Source organism: Lactococcus fujiensis JCM 16395, assembly GCF_002441655.1.
Classification (GTDB): Bacteria; Bacillota; Bacilli; order Lactobacillales; family Streptococcaceae; genus Lactococcus; species Lactococcus fujiensis.
The window spans coordinates 25,438-40,797 of sequence record NZ_JXJU01000009.1 but is presented as its reverse complement, the minus strand read 5'-3'; the positions used below and the strand labels follow the sequence as shown (position 1 = coordinate 40,797).

The following is a 15,360-nucleotide window of genomic DNA, read 5'->3' as shown; positions in this document are numbered from 1 at the left end:
TTTGTCGATTATATCCGTTAATTAACGTAAAGATGACGTCAAAATATTAGAAAAGAGAACATTCATGAACAAAGAAATGCCAAAAAATTTTTTCTGGGGGAATTCGACCTCTTCAATGCAAACCGAGGGAGGTTGGAACGAAGGTGGAAAAGGCCTTTCCGTTTATGATATTCGCTCTGCAACCGATCATACGATGGATTGGCACGTTGCGATTGATAATTTTCATGATTATGAAAAAGACCTTGACTTAATGAAAGAAATGAACATGAACATGTATCGTTTCCAAATTTCATGGTCCCGTGTTTGTCCAACTGGAGATGGGGCATTCAATGAGGAGGGAATTGAATTTTATAGCCGCTTAATTGACGATTTACTTGCCCGTGGTATCGAACCAATGATTTGTTTATATCATTTCGATATGCCACTTGCTTTAGCTGAAAAATACAACGGTTTCCTGAGTCGCCATGTTAAAGATGCGTTTGTTTCCTTTGGGAAAGAAATGATACGTCGTTTTTCATCTCGTGTTAAATATTGGATTGTTTTTAATGAACATAATTTATACTTCACAGATGAAACATTTCAGATTTCGGGATATGAGAAGGGGGATCGTAGCCTCTCCGATTTATATGCGATTTTCCACCATACTATGCTTGCTCACTGCGAAATCAGCGCTTATTTACATAAATTTGATCAGACCGCAAAAATTGGTGGTATGGTGGCGTACACCGAGATTTATCCAGCGTCAACCGCACCAGCAGATAATTTGGCCGTTCGTAAACAAGAAGAATTTCTCTATCAGAATCTTTGTGATGTTTATACTTATGGTCGTTACTCTAATGAAGTAATGACATTTGTTAAAAATAATAAGATTGATATGGACTATCTGAGTGGAGAAGATGATGCAATATTAGCTGCAGGAAAAGCTGACTTTATTTCATTCTCTTACTATCGCTCAGCCTTGTTGGATGCTTCCCTGATTCCAGCAGGAGAAGCTCCGAACCGTTATTTGAACGAAGGTTTGTGTCTTGATGAAACTTTACCAGCCAGTCCTTGGAAATGGACAATTGATGCAACAGGATTTAGAAATATAATCACCCGTCTCTACAATCAATTTGGACTTCCCATTTTCCCGATTGAAAACGGGATTGGTTTATACGAAGAATGGGACGGGCAAAATGAGATTCAAGATGACCAGCGTATTCAATACCACAGAGCACACATCCAAGCAATGAAAGATGCTATCTTTATTGATGGCGCTGATGTAATTGGCTATTTAGGTTGGGGGTTAATTGATATTCCAAGCTCGCATGCCGACATGAATAAGCGTTACGGAGCCGTTTACGTAAACCGGACGAACCATGAATTACTTGATTTGAAACGTGTTCCCAAAAAATCTTTCCATTGGTTTAAGCGCATTTTAGAAACAAATGGTAATACTCTTGACTAATTTTTCACAATTTAATCTGTCAGCGCTGACAGATTTTTTTTGATACAATAAACATGATGTAGAATTAAGGAGAAATTATGTCTTTTTTTATTACCAATGATGATGTTGAAATTCACTTTCATACATATGGAGACCCTGCAAATCAGGCCATTGTTTTGATAAATGGATATTCAGCGAGCGAAGTCACTTGGTGCTGTCAGATTGAGCCTTTGGTAAATGCCGGATTTTTTGTCATTACTTATGATCATCGTTCTCATGGGTTGTCAGAAAAAGTTAATTATGGCTTGACCTTAGCCCGGTTGGCGACTGATTTGCATGAATTATTAGCTCATTTAAAGTTAAAACACCCTGTTTTACTCGGGCATTCTATGGGGGCAGCAACAATCATGGCCTTTGAGGAATTATTTACTGATAAAGACTTGCTATTGGTGATTACAGAGGACCAAGCGCCAACTTTTATGAAACATGAAGGTTGGTTAGACGGTCAAACAGGGCGAACATTATCAGAATTAGGACAATTTGTTATTGATTTTCCACGTACCAAATTGACTCAGAAAAAATTAAGCACAGAAATTAAGCGTGAATTAGGCAAAAAAATGTATCCCTTTGACTTCAAAACTTATCGTTCCTTGTTACTCAATGTCACCGAACAGGATTGGCGAGCAGAATTAGGACGGGAGAAAAAGCCGCATTTATTTTTTGCTGGAGGAGAATCTCCTGTATTTCCACCAGAACATGCCAAAGCAGCTCGTGCTTTACAAGGAAATCCTCATTCAGAAGTTGCTTATTTTGAAGGATGTGGTCATATCTTACATTTGGAAGATGCAGAAAAATTCAATCAAACAGTCATTGATTTTATTAACAAAAATAAAAACTGAGCGTGGCTCAGTTTTTTAGTATCATTTTGTAGATTCTTTTACTAGGATCGGAATCGCGATTTTTACAGTTTCAATGGCAATTTTAATTAATTAAACAGTCAATTCTTTTTCGGCCTTGATTTTTAGCTGATCACCTCGGAAATCAACAATTTCAATGTTAGGAGCGATAAGTTCACCTCGACCCATGATTTCAATTAGAGGGCCGTTGAATCGAATCTTCATTTCATCATCTAAATACATTTGCCCCCATTCTTTGAAATAAACAGAACCAAAATTGGATGAGATTGAAGCGTTAAAAACCTCAGGCACACTTCCTTTTTCCACTAAAACGATACGGTAGCGAGTTATTCCACAACAGTCTTGGCCAATATTTTCACGACTCAAAGTGTGGTCGAAATCAAGGACCAAATCAGCCTCGTGTGAACCTTTAAGTAATAACAAGCGATCTCTCACTGCATCGTCAAATGTGATATTCATTATAACACCTCTCTTTACTCTAAATTTTAGCAAATGATTTTGAAATTTACCACTCAACAGCTTTGTAATATAATTCTAATTTGTATCTCATTTTGTACCCATGAAAACAATTGTTAAAATAGAAATAGAAAGGAGGTGCTCCATGCGAAACAAACATATAGAAAATCAAATTAAAAAGCATCCACACATTTCCGAAGCTAGTCAGCACAGTCCGAATACCGAAATTGCAATCTTGAAATTAGTGGTTGACTCTTATCTTCATGGTTCACAAACTTGTGAATTACACGACGGAAAAACTTTAGGGGTCAGTATTCATCAAGGCGATGTCGATCATATTCATTTTTTCATTGATGAGAGTCACAGAGTTACTGTTGAAGTTAAAAATGGAATGAGTCGAATTACATTTTTTAAAAATAAGCAACTAGATGATGTCAATTATGTACTTCCATTTACAAAATGTTTTGGCCTGTCTGAAAAAATAGTACGAGAGTCATATAAGAAGTAGAATATGTTCAATTTTTTAAAAAAATTCACAAAATATTTCCTAAAAATTAAGGACTGAAACCCGTTATTGCAAGCCCTATCATTTGCCAGAAAAAGTTCAATTTTATGGAAAAAGTATGTTCAATATTTCAAATCAATCGAATATTAGCTTGTGAAAAAATTTAAATAAATTTCACAAATTATATTATTCACAAAAACTTTACAAAACTCTAATAAAGCGATATAATAAAATTGAATTATTATTATTTATAACTTATTAGGAGAAATATCTCAAATGGCTAAGAAAAAAATCGTAGTCCTTGGGGCAGGTTTCGCTGGTGTATCAGCAACTCGTCAACTTTCAAAAGCTTTGAAAAATGATGCTGAAATCACTTTGATTGACCGCCACAGCTACCAAACCAGTATGACACAACTTCATGAAGTTGCAGCAGGTCGCGTTCCTTTCACAAACGCACAATATGACTTGCAAAAATTACTTGGAAAACGTAAAAATGTCAGTCTTGTTACTGATTCAATTGTTAAAGTTGACAAAGAAGCAAAAAAAGTCATCACTGAACATGGTGTATATGACTATGATTTTGTTCTCTTTTCAATGGGTGGCGAACCAAATGACTTTGGAGTTCCAGGAGTTAAAGAATTTGGTTATACTTTGTGGTCACTCGAAGACGCAATGAAGATTAAACGTCAACTAGAACGTATGGTTCAATTGGCTTCTGTTGAAACAAACGATGAAAAACGTAAAGCAATGCTTACATTCAACATCGCAGGATCAGGTTTCACAGGAATCGAAATGGTTGGTGAAATGATTGATTGGCGTAAGAAAGTTGCGCGTGATTGGAAACTCGATGAAAGTGAAATCACTTTGAACGTTGTTGAAATGATGCCAACTATCTTGAACACTTTGGATCGTAAACAAGCTGATAAAGCCCTTGCTTACCTCCGTAAGAAAAACGTTAATGTTCTTTTGAACCATGGTATCACTGGTGTTGCTGAAGATCACATCGTTGTAAGTGTTGGCGCGCGCGGTGAAGAACATGTTGAAAAACAAATTCCATCATATACATTAATTTGGACAACTGGTGTTCAAGGTAATACTGATGCACAAGCTTCTGAATTGACTGAAACAGAACGTGGACATCGTTTGCTTGCAAATGATTACATGGAAGCCGTTGGACATGAAGGAAAAGGAATCTATGTTGCTGGTGACGTATCAGGACACATGGATCCTAAATCAGGACGTCCACAGCCTCAAATCGTTGAAGCAGCTGAACAAACAGGTCACACTGCGGCTCACAACATTATCGCCGAAATTAAAGGTGGAGAAAAAACTAAATTTGAAGGCAAATATAAAGGTACAATGGTCTCTATTGGTTCACAATGGGGTGTTGCACAAGTAATGGGCGTTCGTTTGACTGGCTTCTGGGCGATGTTGATGAAGAACATTACATACCTTATTTACACTTTGCAACTCTGTTCAGGTTACTATTTCTTCACTTACTTGAAAAACGAAATCTTCAATACTGAAGATGAACGTAACTTGTTCCGCGGACACACTTCACGTCGTGGAAATGTGCTTTGGCTCTTCCCACTCCGCATCTTCTTTGGACTTGCTTGGCTCTTAGATGCGCTTCCAAAACTCTTTGGAAATGCAAGCCAAAGTTGGATGGGTTCAACACTTAAAATTTCAACTTTCTTGAAAGACAATGGTGGATGGCTCCAAACTCCTGCTGAACTTAAAGCGGCTGCTGGTCACGCAGCAGCAGATGCAGCATCAGGTGCAAGTACAGCTGTACACGCAAGCACTTCAGATGTTACAGTTCAACAAGCACTTGCAGCACTCGCTAAACATGGTGTAACAATCACTGATATCAATCCTGCAAAAGGAATCACTTACGAATACGGAACTGTTCCAGCGGCAATGACAAATGGTGTTCCACACTGGATGCAATCAATGATGAAAGTATTTATGCCTAATACTGAAACAGGCTACAATACTGCTTTGTTCTTGCAAAAATTCATGTCCGTTGTAGAATTGGGACTTGCTCTTTGTCTTCTCTTCGGTGCCTTCACATTTATCGCATCAGCTGGGACAGCAATTTTGACAGTTATGTTCGCTACAACAGGAATGTTGACTTGGGTTTCACTTTGGTACATCCCAGTAGCAATCGCATTGATGGCTGGTTCTGGACGTGCACTCGGACTTGACAAATGGCTCCAACCATGGCTCCAAAAGGTACTAGGCAAGGCTTGGTATGGGACATCACGTTCGATTTATAAAGGGAAATAATTTTTAAAAAAGCTCAATCTTTTGAGCTTTTTTTTTATTTTAAAGAAAGCTGCCGTTCATTTTTATGATATAATTTTTTTGTAAAGAAAGTGTATAAAATGGATAATTTAAGATATAGAAGTGTATTTGATATTATTGGTCCTGTAATGGTTGGACCTTCGAGTTCGCATACCGCGGGTGCTGCCCGTATTGGTAAAATAGTTCGTTCAATTTTTGGTGAACTTCCTGACAAATTAGAAATTCATTTGTATGAATCGTTTGCTAAAACATATCGGGGGCACGGAACGGATGTGGCACTTGTTGCTGGTGTTTTGGGGATGGAGACGGATGATGAAAATTTACCGGACGCACCTCGCATCGCTTACGAGCAGGGAATGGAGGTGGCCTATATTCCTCATCCTGAAGAAAGATCAGATCATCCCAACACCGCTCGACTGATTTGTAAAAAAGGGAATCGAACAATGACAGTTACAGGGATTTCAATCGGTGGTGGAATGATTCAAGTGACGGAACTTAATGGGTTCGATATTTCAATATCAGCAGGAATGCCGACTTTTGTAATTATTCACGAAGATGTTCCCGGAATGATTGCCAGAGTGTCTAATGTTTTGTCAAACCATTTCATAAACATAGCAAAAATGAATGTAACACGTGAGGCAAAGGGCGAGAAGGCCATTATGATTCTAGAAGTTGACAGTTCAAATGTTGATGAGGCATATGAGGAAATGAAAAAAATTCCTCGCCTCCATGCTGTAAATTTTTTTAATTAAGAGACAAGAAAAGAGGGAAAATGTTTACAAATGTTCAAACATTAATTGAGGAATCGAAAAAATACGATTCGGTAGCAGAAATGATGATTGCTATTGAAATGGAACAAACAGGGCGTGGACGTGCGCAAATTATTTCTATGATGGAACATAATCTAGAGACAATGATAACTTCGATTCAAAAAGGACTCCTGGGTGAAAAATCACGAACTGGATTAACGGGTGGCGATGCTAAATTAATGAATGAATATATTACATCTGGCAAAGGTTTGTCTGGGGATATTATATTGGGAGCTGCGCGGGATGCGGTGGCTGTTAATGAAGTTAATGCACAAATGGGACTCATTTGTGCTACACCGACTGCTGGTTCAGCAGGCTGTATGCCGGGGGTTTTGACAGCAGCCGTTCAGAAACTGGGACTTAATCACGAACAACAAGTTGATTTCTTATTTTCAGGTGGAGCATTTGGACTTGCAATCGCGAATAATGCTACTATTTCAGGCGCTGAAGGTGGTTGTCAAGCTGAGATTGGTTCAGCCGCTGCAATGGCTTCGGGCGCACTTGTTCTCGCAGCTGGTGGGTCTGCTGAACAAGCAGGTTATGCAATAGCTTTAACCCTTCAAAATATGTTAGGTTTGATTTGTGATCCAGTTGCCGGTTTAGTCGAAATTCCCTGTGTTCACAGAAATGCAATGGGAGCATCACAAGCCATGATTTCTGCTGATATGGCACTTGCTGGGGTGAAAACAGCGATCCCAGTTGATGAAGTGATTTCATGTATGTATAATGTGGGGAGATCTCTACCAGCAGCTTTTCGTGAAACTGCAGAAGGGGGCTTAGCACAAACACCCACCGGTCGAAAAATTATGGCCCAAGTTTTTGGGGATAACTAACTCAGAAATTTATTTTTAATCGAAATTTAAATCTTTTTCCAACGATGCGCTCGTTTCAGTGATTATTTTCTAGAACATCGGCCTTTATGTGTAAAATTGTGAAAACGGCCAACTCCAATTACAGTTAAATTATTTAGTTTAGCAGTTGTAAAAGTTTTAGACATATCGCTTGACTTTATTAGTTTACAGTTGTAAACTATAGGTTAAGGATATAAACTGAAAAGGAGGTGGATAATGGAAGAAGAATGTAATATTTCAAATGCAGAAATGGTTGTGATGCGTGTGATCTGGTCTTTGGGAGAAGCTCGGGTAGATGAAATCATGAATCAAATTCCTGAACATTTAGATTGGTCGTTGGCGACAGTTAAAACATTGCTGGGTCGGTTAGTGAAAAAAGGGATGCTTGCAACTGAAAAAGAAGGCCGGAAATTTGTTTATCAACCTTTGATGAAAGAATGTACAGCCGTTGGGTTAATGGGAAAATCGCTTCTTGGAAAAGTTTGCGCCACAAAGCAAAGTGAACTCATTGCAGGGATGATAGATTTTTCAGAACTGACAGATGCCGATGTTGCACTTCTGACCGAAAGTTTGGCTCAGAAAGAAACAATAAGTAAAGTGGATTGCACTTGTATTCAAGATTATAATTCGATTTCGTGTGCCCATGAAACAGAACTTGTCGAGTGTGATACGGTTTTAGTTTAATAGTGATTAAAAAATCGATTACGGTCGGTTTTTTTGTCTTTAAAAATGCTATAATGAATAAAATCATACTGCGAAGTTTTAGAAAGAGTAAATGATGAAGAAAAGTACAATACTTGATGTGGCAAAACGAGCTGGAGTTTCGTCGAGTACAGTATCGCACGTTTTGAATCACTACGACGATATTGGCGAAGAGACTAAAAAGAAAGTCTTAGCTGTAGCAAAAGAACTTGATTATGCGCCTAATTATGCCGCTAAACGCTTGTCCTCTAAAAATAAAAAACAAATTGCATTAATTCTAAATGAAATAAATGTAACAAGAGGGGTTGCTATGCCTTTGGAAATACTTGGTGGCGTCATAGAGGCGCTTGATAAAACGGAATATGAATTTGTCTTTTATGCTGTCAATGGTAGAAAACAAAAGATGAAATCATTAAAGCAGTTTTGTGGCGAACGTGATATTTCTGGACTGATAATACAGGGGCTTACAACAGAGGACCCTTATTACCATGAATTGAAACGATTAGACGTACCGACGGTTGCGATTGATATGACCGTAAAAAACGGTTCGGTTGGAAGTGTATCAATTGATAACCAAGCAGCAGCTGCCGAAGTTGCGAGACGCTTATTAGCATCAGGAAACAAGAAGATTTTATTCATCAACGGGTCAAATAATGCAGCAGTTGCTATGGAACGTGAGGCTGGGGTTCGTTCAGTTATCGCGCATCCATTGATCAGCTATGCCAATTTTTCAGAAGAAATGGCATTCCAAATCGTAGAACAGATGGAAAGAATTGAAGAAATTGATGCCATATTTGCGGCCTCAGATTTGATGGCCATTGGTGTAATTAAGGCATTAAAAAAGCGTAATGTAGCTAAAAAAATTGACGTTGTTGGTTTTGATGATATTACATTGGCTTCATATATCACACCCAGTTTAACGACCGTGCGTCAAAACATTCCAGAATTTACAAAGGTCGCGGTTGCAGATTTAATTCAACAAATTGAAACTGGGAAAGTGGTACAAAAATACATCCCTTATGAAATCATTGTACGAGACTCTGCAAGATTGTAAAGTTAACAATAATTTTTGTAAGAAATTAATAAAAGCACGATAGAGATATTTTTAGAAATGAAATAAAAATATCTTTTTTTTAAAATAAACCATTTACAAATGAAAGCGTTTTTGTTATACTAAAGGAGTACTAAATCGTTTTAGGAGATTGAAATAGATTTGAAAGCATTAATGTTCGTTCAACGAGCTTTAGCAACTCTGATAGATTTAATTGTAATCTATTTGCCTTCGCTTTTTCTTGTTCAGATTCTAGCAAAAGGGCAGGGGAATTCCATGCTCAACCTGTTAGCTGCAGCCTTGTTTATCTTATACAATATGATTTGTGAAAGTTCATTCTCGGGGAAAACACTGGGGAAGTATTTCGCTAAATTAAAAGTTGTTTCGCAGGAAAACTCGCTTTCAGAAATTGGACAACGAGAATTTACAAAGATACTATATTTTTTACCTTATGGCGGACCAATATTTTTGTTTATTTCAATAATTTGTTATCTTATAAAAAGCAAGTTTTTGCACGATATTGTTGGTAGAAGTGAGGTGATCGCAACTGTTTAATGACACTAAATTTCCCTTGATGAATATCCCAGCCCTGCCTCTTACGATCATGTTTATACTGACGGTAGTCGTAGCCTATTTTATTGCTTGGGCCTATCGTGAAGAGTACGATCCGATGAAGTATGTGAGAGCTTATGCGATCTATGTATTACCCTATCTTATTTTGAGTCTCTTTTTGCACATAAAAGTCATCCTCATTATAGGGATTTATCTTTTTGGAATTATTGTCCTCGTATTTAGAAATCAACATTATTTTGATAAATAAAAAATTTTAGACTTTACTAAAACGTTTTAGTAAAAAGGAGATTATGTAATGAATGCCTTTATGAACTACACAAGGGATAAGCTTTGGCAGATTGAACAAGTTGGTTTTGACCCGGAAGTTTTAGGGAAAACTGAAGCTATTATGGCACTAGGGAACGGATATATGGGCGCCCGTGCCTCTGAAGAAGAAAGTTACGTTGGGGAAACACGCGATATCTTCGTTGCAGGAACGTTCAATCAATTTGATGAAAATGAAGTCACTGAACTTCCCAATGTTCCTGATATGTGGGCGATGAACTTTTATTTTAATGGAAAAAGCTTCACATTATTAGATGGGGAAGTGAAAGACTATCGGAAAAAATTAAATTTGAAAAATGGTCTTTTGTCCAGAGAAATGATTTGGATCTGCGGCGATTTGAAATTAAAATTTGTGTTCAGAAAATTTATTTCTAAAGCACGCCGTCATGTTTTGTCAAGTCATGTTAAGGTTCAAAATATGACAGATGAAGTTGTCAAGGTTCACTTACGCTCAGGGATCAATGGTCAAGTTTCAAATGAAGGAAGTCAACATTTTACCGATGGTGAAAAGGGATTGATGGTAGGCAAGTATATCCAGATGATGCCTCAGACAACGCATTCAAAAATCCAATTTGTCCAAACTGTGGAGCATCGAATCACAGTTCCGTCAAAGAATAGACCGGAAACAGGGAGAAGATCATTTTTCATGAATTATGATTTTGAACTTCCTTCAAATGGAACTGTGGAAATTGAAAAACGAGGCTCAATTTATACATCGATAGATAATGATTTGGAATTCAGAGACCTAGAACATATACGGATAAAAGCTGTTGATGATATGGAAGCAATCGAAGAAATGACTTTTGATGATTTACTTGAAGAGTCAGCAATTGCTTGGCAAAAAATTTGGGATAAGCACCCCATTATCATTGAATCAAAAAATTTCAAAGATCAACTTGCCATTCGTTTTGCGACTTACCATTTGCATATCATGACGCCCGCCCACGATGAAAGAATGAATATTGGTGCCAAAGGAATGTCTGGAGAAGGCTACAAAGGACATACATTTTGGGACACAGAAATATTCATGCTCCCTTATTTTACCTATACACATCCCAATATTGCCAAGAAATTGGTCACTTATCGCTATTTGGGACTTGATGGTGCACACAAAAAAGCAAAATCAAATGGACTTGATGGCGCTCAATATCCTTGGGAAGCTGCTTGGCCGACAGATGGAGAAGTGACACCAGTTTGGGGAGCTGCCGACATTTTAACTGGACAAGCGACAAAAATTTGGTCAGGTTTTATTGAACAACATATCACTTCTGATGTCGCGTTTGGTGTAAAACAATATCTGGATGTGACTGGTGATACTCAATTTGCACAGGAAAAAGGTTTTGAAATTCTAATTGATACTGCGAAATTTTGGGCCAGTCGACTGGAGTATAACCAAGAGGGCGATTTTTATGAAATCAAAGATGTGATTGGTCCTGATGAGTATAAAGAACACGTAAATAATAATGCTTACACAAATTATACTGCTTATTGGAACGTCTCATTTGCAATTCAACTTATAGATAGTTTAAGAAATGATCAGCAATCAGTTTACGAAAGATTGAATCAAAAGTTCAATTTTACAAAACTTTTGAAAATATTACAGGAAAAAGTAAATAAAATATATCTACCTCGACCAACCGATGAAGGAATAATTCCTCAAGATGATTCATACCTATCTAAGCAAATTCTGGATTTATCTGTTTATAAATCAAAAGATGGGGTAGATTCACTTTTCCATGATTATAATTTGGAACAAGTCAATCAAATGCAGGTCACAAAGCAAGCCGATGTATTGCTGCTGATGCTTCTGTTTGAAGATTTATTTGATAAAGAATTGAAGTTGAAAAATTTCGATTATTATGAACCTAAAACAACTCATGATAGCTCATTAAGTCTCTCTACCCATGCGATTTTATCAGCAGATTTAGGAAAGTTGAACGAGTCGTACGACTTCTTTAATAAAGCCATTGCAATTGATATGGGGGAATACATGAAATCTTCTGATGCAGGAATTCATGCGGCATCACTTGGAGGGATTTGGCAAATGGTTGTCTTCGGCTACGGGGGCGTGCGAATGTTTAATTCGAAATTAAGAATTGAACCACATCTCCCTAAAGAATGGTCTCATTTAGAGTTTGGTTTTGATTATCAAGGCGAAGCACTTACGGTAAAAATAGATCAAGCACATTTTACAGTAAGCAAACTTGATAATGGACAAAATATTGTATTTATGCACAAAGGGCAAGAATACACCTTACAAAATATGGTCACAATATAATAACTAATTTTCACTAGGAGGAAAATTGTATGAACACTTGGAAAAAAGCTGCCCTTGCTGGAGCAGCATTCATGGCTGCGGCATCACTTGCAGCTTGTAGCTCAAATTCGTCTGGTTCTGATAAATCTGGTTCTGTTAAAGGCGAAACGCTTACTGTTGGTTATTGGAAAGGGTCTGATACAGAAAATGCGACTTTTAACAAACTTGTCTCGTCTTTTGAAAAAAAATATGATGTCAAAGTTAAACCAAAAGTTTATACTGATATTACAACGCAATTACCAACAGACCTCTCAGCTGGAGTAGCACCAGATGCCTTTTATATTGACTCATCATTCTATCCTTATCTTCAAAAAGAAGGTGTGTTGGCTGACTTATCAGGTGTTGTAAATCCTAAAGACTTCTACCCTTCTATTGTGTCCGCCTTCCAAACGAATGGTAAAACTTACGCCGCACCAAAAGATGTTTCAACCCTTGCCATTTATGTGAATAAGGATGTCTTTAAGAAAGCAGGCATTGATGAATCTGCAATTCCTAAGTCATATGAAGATTTCATTACATGGGCTCCAACTGCACAAGCAAAATTGGATGCCGCTTATGGTAAAGGTAAAGTTTATTTGATGAACTACAATGCGGATTTAACAAGGAACTGGCAATTTATCACTGCTGACGGACAAAACCCAATTACATCTGATGGTAAATCCGATTTGTCAAACCCAACTATTTTGAAGAATTTGAACACCGCTGTTGAATTATTCAACACTGGTGCTGTCGCAACACCTCAACAAGTAGGTGCTGGTGATGAAGGAGCAGGTTTTGCATCTGGTAAATTTGCAATGGCATTGACAGGAAACTGGAACTATCAAGTATTCAAAACACAATACAAAGATTTGAATTTTGACATCATTCCTAATATGACCTATAAAGGGAAAGAAATGACCATGCAATATACAGTTGGATGGGGTGAAAATAAGAACACAAAAGTTTCTAAACTCGCTAATGATTGGATCCAATATGTTACAGGAAAAGACGGTATGACCACTTGGACTGACGGAGTCGGAACACTCGCAACACGTCCAGATGTGGCTGAAAATTCAAGTTTCTTGAATGACAACCCACTCTTGAAAGTTCACCAAGACGCAATTAAAAGTGCGGTGGCTTGGCAAGATGGTGTTAATTTGACAACTGTTGTTAGCTCATACGGTAACTTCATTTCAAATGCATTCAAAAAAGGTGCAACTGAAGATACTTTGAAATCCGCTTTGAAACAAGCTGATGACGACGCAAACGCAAAAATCAGTAAATAATTTGAAAAAAGTAGCATAAAAGGTGGTCCTTCCACCTTTTTACTGCTATTCGTTTAATGCGGATAGAATTTCGAGGTTCTAATGAAGAATAAAACAATAAAAAGGAAAAGGAGCAAGGCTGAACTTAATGAAATAATTCAGGGCTATACCTTCATGGCGCCGGCCCTACTCGTCATTTTGGTCTTTATTATCCTTTCTATTTTGTATGCAATATATTTGTCATTTAATAACGTCAACTTAATTGCTCAAACGAATACATGGAACAATTTTTCTAACTATAAGAATTTATTAACTGACGGCATCCTTTTGCGTGCTTTTCAAAATACGGGCTTTTTTGCCCTCATTGTTGTTCCAGCTCAGACAATTATTGCATTGATCATGGCTTATACATTGGCTAGTCGCGGTGTAAAAGGAAAAAAACTTTTTCGTCTGATTTATTTCCTTCCAACTTTAACAAGTTCGGCGGCTTTGACCTTAATATTTATGTTCCTATTCAATCTTAATGGACCGATTAATGGCTTTTTGGTTGGACAACATTTGCTTAATCAGCCGATAAACTTTCTGAACGATACAAATTGGACTTTAAAAGTCATTATGGTCATGAATATATGGTCGACTGTTCCCTATTTTATGACGATTTATTTGGCATCGTTGGTTGACCTCCCTGATTCGCTTTATGAGGCTGCTGATATTGATGGGGCAAATGTGATGCAAAAATTCAGATATATCACAGTTCCACATTTACGCCCGGTGACTACTTTTGTGCTTTTAATGGGAATTATTGGGACTTTTCAGATGTTTGACCAAGCCTATATCTTCTCAGGTGGGTCGGGTGGACCAGCGAATTCAACACTGACTGTTTCACTCCTGATTTATCAATATGCTTTCAAATCACAAAATAACCAAATGGGATATGCAGCTGTTATTGCATTAGTACTTGCAATCGTAATTTTCCTTGTTTCACGGATTGCCGAAAAATTGAATGGAGGTAATGGACTTGAAGGAAACTAATTTGCAAAAATCACTTAAAGTCGTGCTTTACGTGATTATGATCATTTATGCAGGGATTACGCTCTATCCATTTTTATGGGCAATTGCTGCATCGTTTAAACCACTGAGCGAAATCACAAGCGGCAGCATGGCCCTCTTTTCAAAACATTTTACGGCGGAGCAATATGCATATTTGTTTAATCCTCAGTCAGGCTCACTTTTTATTCAGTGGACCATCAATTCATTAATTATATCGACAATCGGTACAGCAATCAACATATTCTTAAATTCAATGGCTGGCTATGCGCTTGCAAAATTGTCATTTCCTGGACGTCAAAGAATTTATTACGGTATTTTGGCCATCATGACTGTACCGGGTCAAATTCTATTGATTCCCAACTTTATGATCATCAAAAACTTAGGGATGTTGGACACTTTCACAGCCTTAATTTTACCTGCTGCAATCAATATCTCTTACATCTTCATGATGCGTCAATTTTTCCTGAATTTTCCTTCAGATGTTGAAGAAGCTGCACGGATTGATGGTTTGTCAAGGACAGGTACTTTCTTTAGAATTGTCATGCCATTAGCTCGGCCATCTATTGCCACTCAAGCTGTCTTTATCTTCATGGGCTTCTGGAATAATTTCTTACAACCAATGCTATATTTAAGGACACCTTCGAATTATACCTTAACTGTTGGATTGCAGATGCTTCAATCAGCTGACCAAGGTGGGACAATGTGGAATCGTATAATGGCAGCATCAGTACTCACCATTATTCCGATTATTATCCTTTATATTTTGTTCAATAATTACTTCTTGCAAGGAATAAGAATGGACGGGGAAAAATAAATCAAGTATAATTG

15 protein-coding genes are annotated in these 15,360 nt (G+C 37.5%); 14 read left to right on the top strand and 1 reads right to left on the bottom strand.

Features of this window, described 5'->3' with window-relative positions:
• Positions 1–64: 64 nt before the first annotated feature.
• Positions 65–1,447, top strand: coding sequence for a glycoside hydrolase family 1 protein (locus RT41_RS07640; RefSeq protein ID WP_096818622.1), 1,383 nt, complete (start codon positions 65–67; stop codon positions 1,445–1,447).
• Between the two features lie 77 nt (positions 1,448–1,524).
• A complete protein-coding gene (locus RT41_RS07635; protein WP_096818621.1) occupies positions 1,525–2,325 on the top strand; it encodes an alpha/beta fold hydrolase in 801 nt (266 codons plus the stop codon).
• A 90-nt stretch (positions 2,326–2,415) separates the two neighbouring features.
• On the opposite strand, the gene RT41_RS07630 is transcribed toward RT41_RS07635, so the two are convergent.
• A complete protein-coding gene (locus RT41_RS07630; protein ID WP_054639317.1) occupies positions 2,416–2,802 on the bottom strand; it encodes an iron-sulfur cluster biosynthesis family protein in 387 nt (128 codons plus the stop codon).
• A gap of 142 nt (positions 2,803–2,944) precedes the next feature.
• Here RT41_RS07630 and RT41_RS07625 point away from each other — a divergent pair, with 142 nt between their 5' ends.
• The 12 genes from RT41_RS07625 (at position 2,945) to RT41_RS07570 (ending at position 15,346) form a co-directional block, all read left to right on the top strand.
• The gene (locus tag RT41_RS07625; RefSeq protein ID WP_096818619.1) at positions 2,945–3,307 is read left to right on the top strand and encodes a hypothetical protein; all 363 of its coding nucleotides are present in this window, start codon (positions 2,945–2,947) and stop codon (positions 3,305–3,307) included.
• A 273-nt stretch (positions 3,308–3,580) separates the two neighbouring features.
• Positions 3,581–5,593 (top strand): NAD(P)/FAD-dependent oxidoreductase, encoded by a 2,013-nt coding sequence (locus RT41_RS07620; protein WP_096818617.1) that lies wholly within the window; start codon positions 3,581–3,583, stop codon positions 5,591–5,593.
• A 98-nt stretch (positions 5,594–5,691) separates the two neighbouring features.
• Positions 5,692–6,363 (top strand): L-serine ammonia-lyase, iron-sulfur-dependent subunit beta, encoded by a 672-nt coding sequence (gene sdaAB, locus RT41_RS07615; RefSeq protein WP_096818614.1) that lies wholly within the window; start codon positions 5,692–5,694, stop codon positions 6,361–6,363.
• Between the two features lie 20 nt (positions 6,364–6,383).
• On the top strand, positions 6,384–7,253 hold the full coding sequence (sdaAA, locus tag RT41_RS07610; RefSeq protein ID WP_054639316.1) for an L-serine ammonia-lyase, iron-sulfur-dependent, subunit alpha: 870 nt from the start codon (positions 6,384–6,386) through the stop codon (positions 7,251–7,253).
• 231 nt (positions 7,254–7,484) lie between these two features.
• Positions 7,485–7,955 (top strand): CopY/TcrY family copper transport repressor, encoded by a 471-nt coding sequence (locus RT41_RS07605; RefSeq protein ID WP_096818612.1) that lies wholly within the window; start codon positions 7,485–7,487, stop codon positions 7,953–7,955.
• A gap of 91 nt (positions 7,956–8,046) precedes the next feature.
• On the top strand, positions 8,047–9,027 hold the full coding sequence (locus RT41_RS07600; RefSeq protein ID WP_245811643.1) for a LacI family DNA-binding transcriptional regulator: 981 nt from the start codon (positions 8,047–8,049) through the stop codon (positions 9,025–9,027).
• A gap of 159 nt (positions 9,028–9,186) precedes the next feature.
• Entirely contained in the window at positions 9,187–9,579 is a 393-nt protein-coding gene (locus tag RT41_RS07595) for an RDD family protein (RefSeq protein WP_054639315.1), read from the top strand.
• A 19-nt stretch (positions 9,580–9,598) separates the two neighbouring features.
• Positions 9,599–9,844 carry a hypothetical protein gene (locus tag RT41_RS07590; RefSeq protein ID WP_054639314.1) on the top strand — a complete coding sequence of 82 codons (246 nt, stop codon included), beginning with the start codon at positions 9,599–9,601 and terminating at the stop codon, positions 9,842–9,844.
• Between the two features lie 48 nt (positions 9,845–9,892).
• On the top strand, positions 9,893–12,199 hold the full coding sequence (locus RT41_RS07585; protein WP_096818610.1) for a glycoside hydrolase family 65 protein: 2,307 nt from the start codon (positions 9,893–9,895) through the stop codon (positions 12,197–12,199).
• A gap of 29 nt (positions 12,200–12,228) precedes the next feature.
• Positions 12,229–13,503 (top strand): ABC transporter substrate-binding protein, encoded by a 1,275-nt coding sequence (locus tag RT41_RS07580; protein WP_096818607.1) that lies wholly within the window; start codon positions 12,229–12,231, stop codon positions 13,501–13,503.
• Positions 13,504–13,584: 81 nt separating this feature from the next.
• Positions 13,585–14,514, top strand: coding sequence for a carbohydrate ABC transporter permease (locus tag RT41_RS07575; RefSeq protein ID WP_096818605.1), 930 nt, complete (start codon positions 13,585–13,587; stop codon positions 14,512–14,514).
• Positions 14,495–15,346 carry a carbohydrate ABC transporter permease gene (locus tag RT41_RS07570; protein ID WP_373279840.1) on the top strand — a complete coding sequence of 284 codons (852 nt, stop codon included), beginning with the start codon at positions 14,495–14,497 and terminating at the stop codon, positions 15,344–15,346. The genes RT41_RS07575 and RT41_RS07570 overlap by 20 nt, the downstream gene beginning before the upstream one ends.
• Positions 15,347–15,360: the final 14 nt, after the last annotated feature.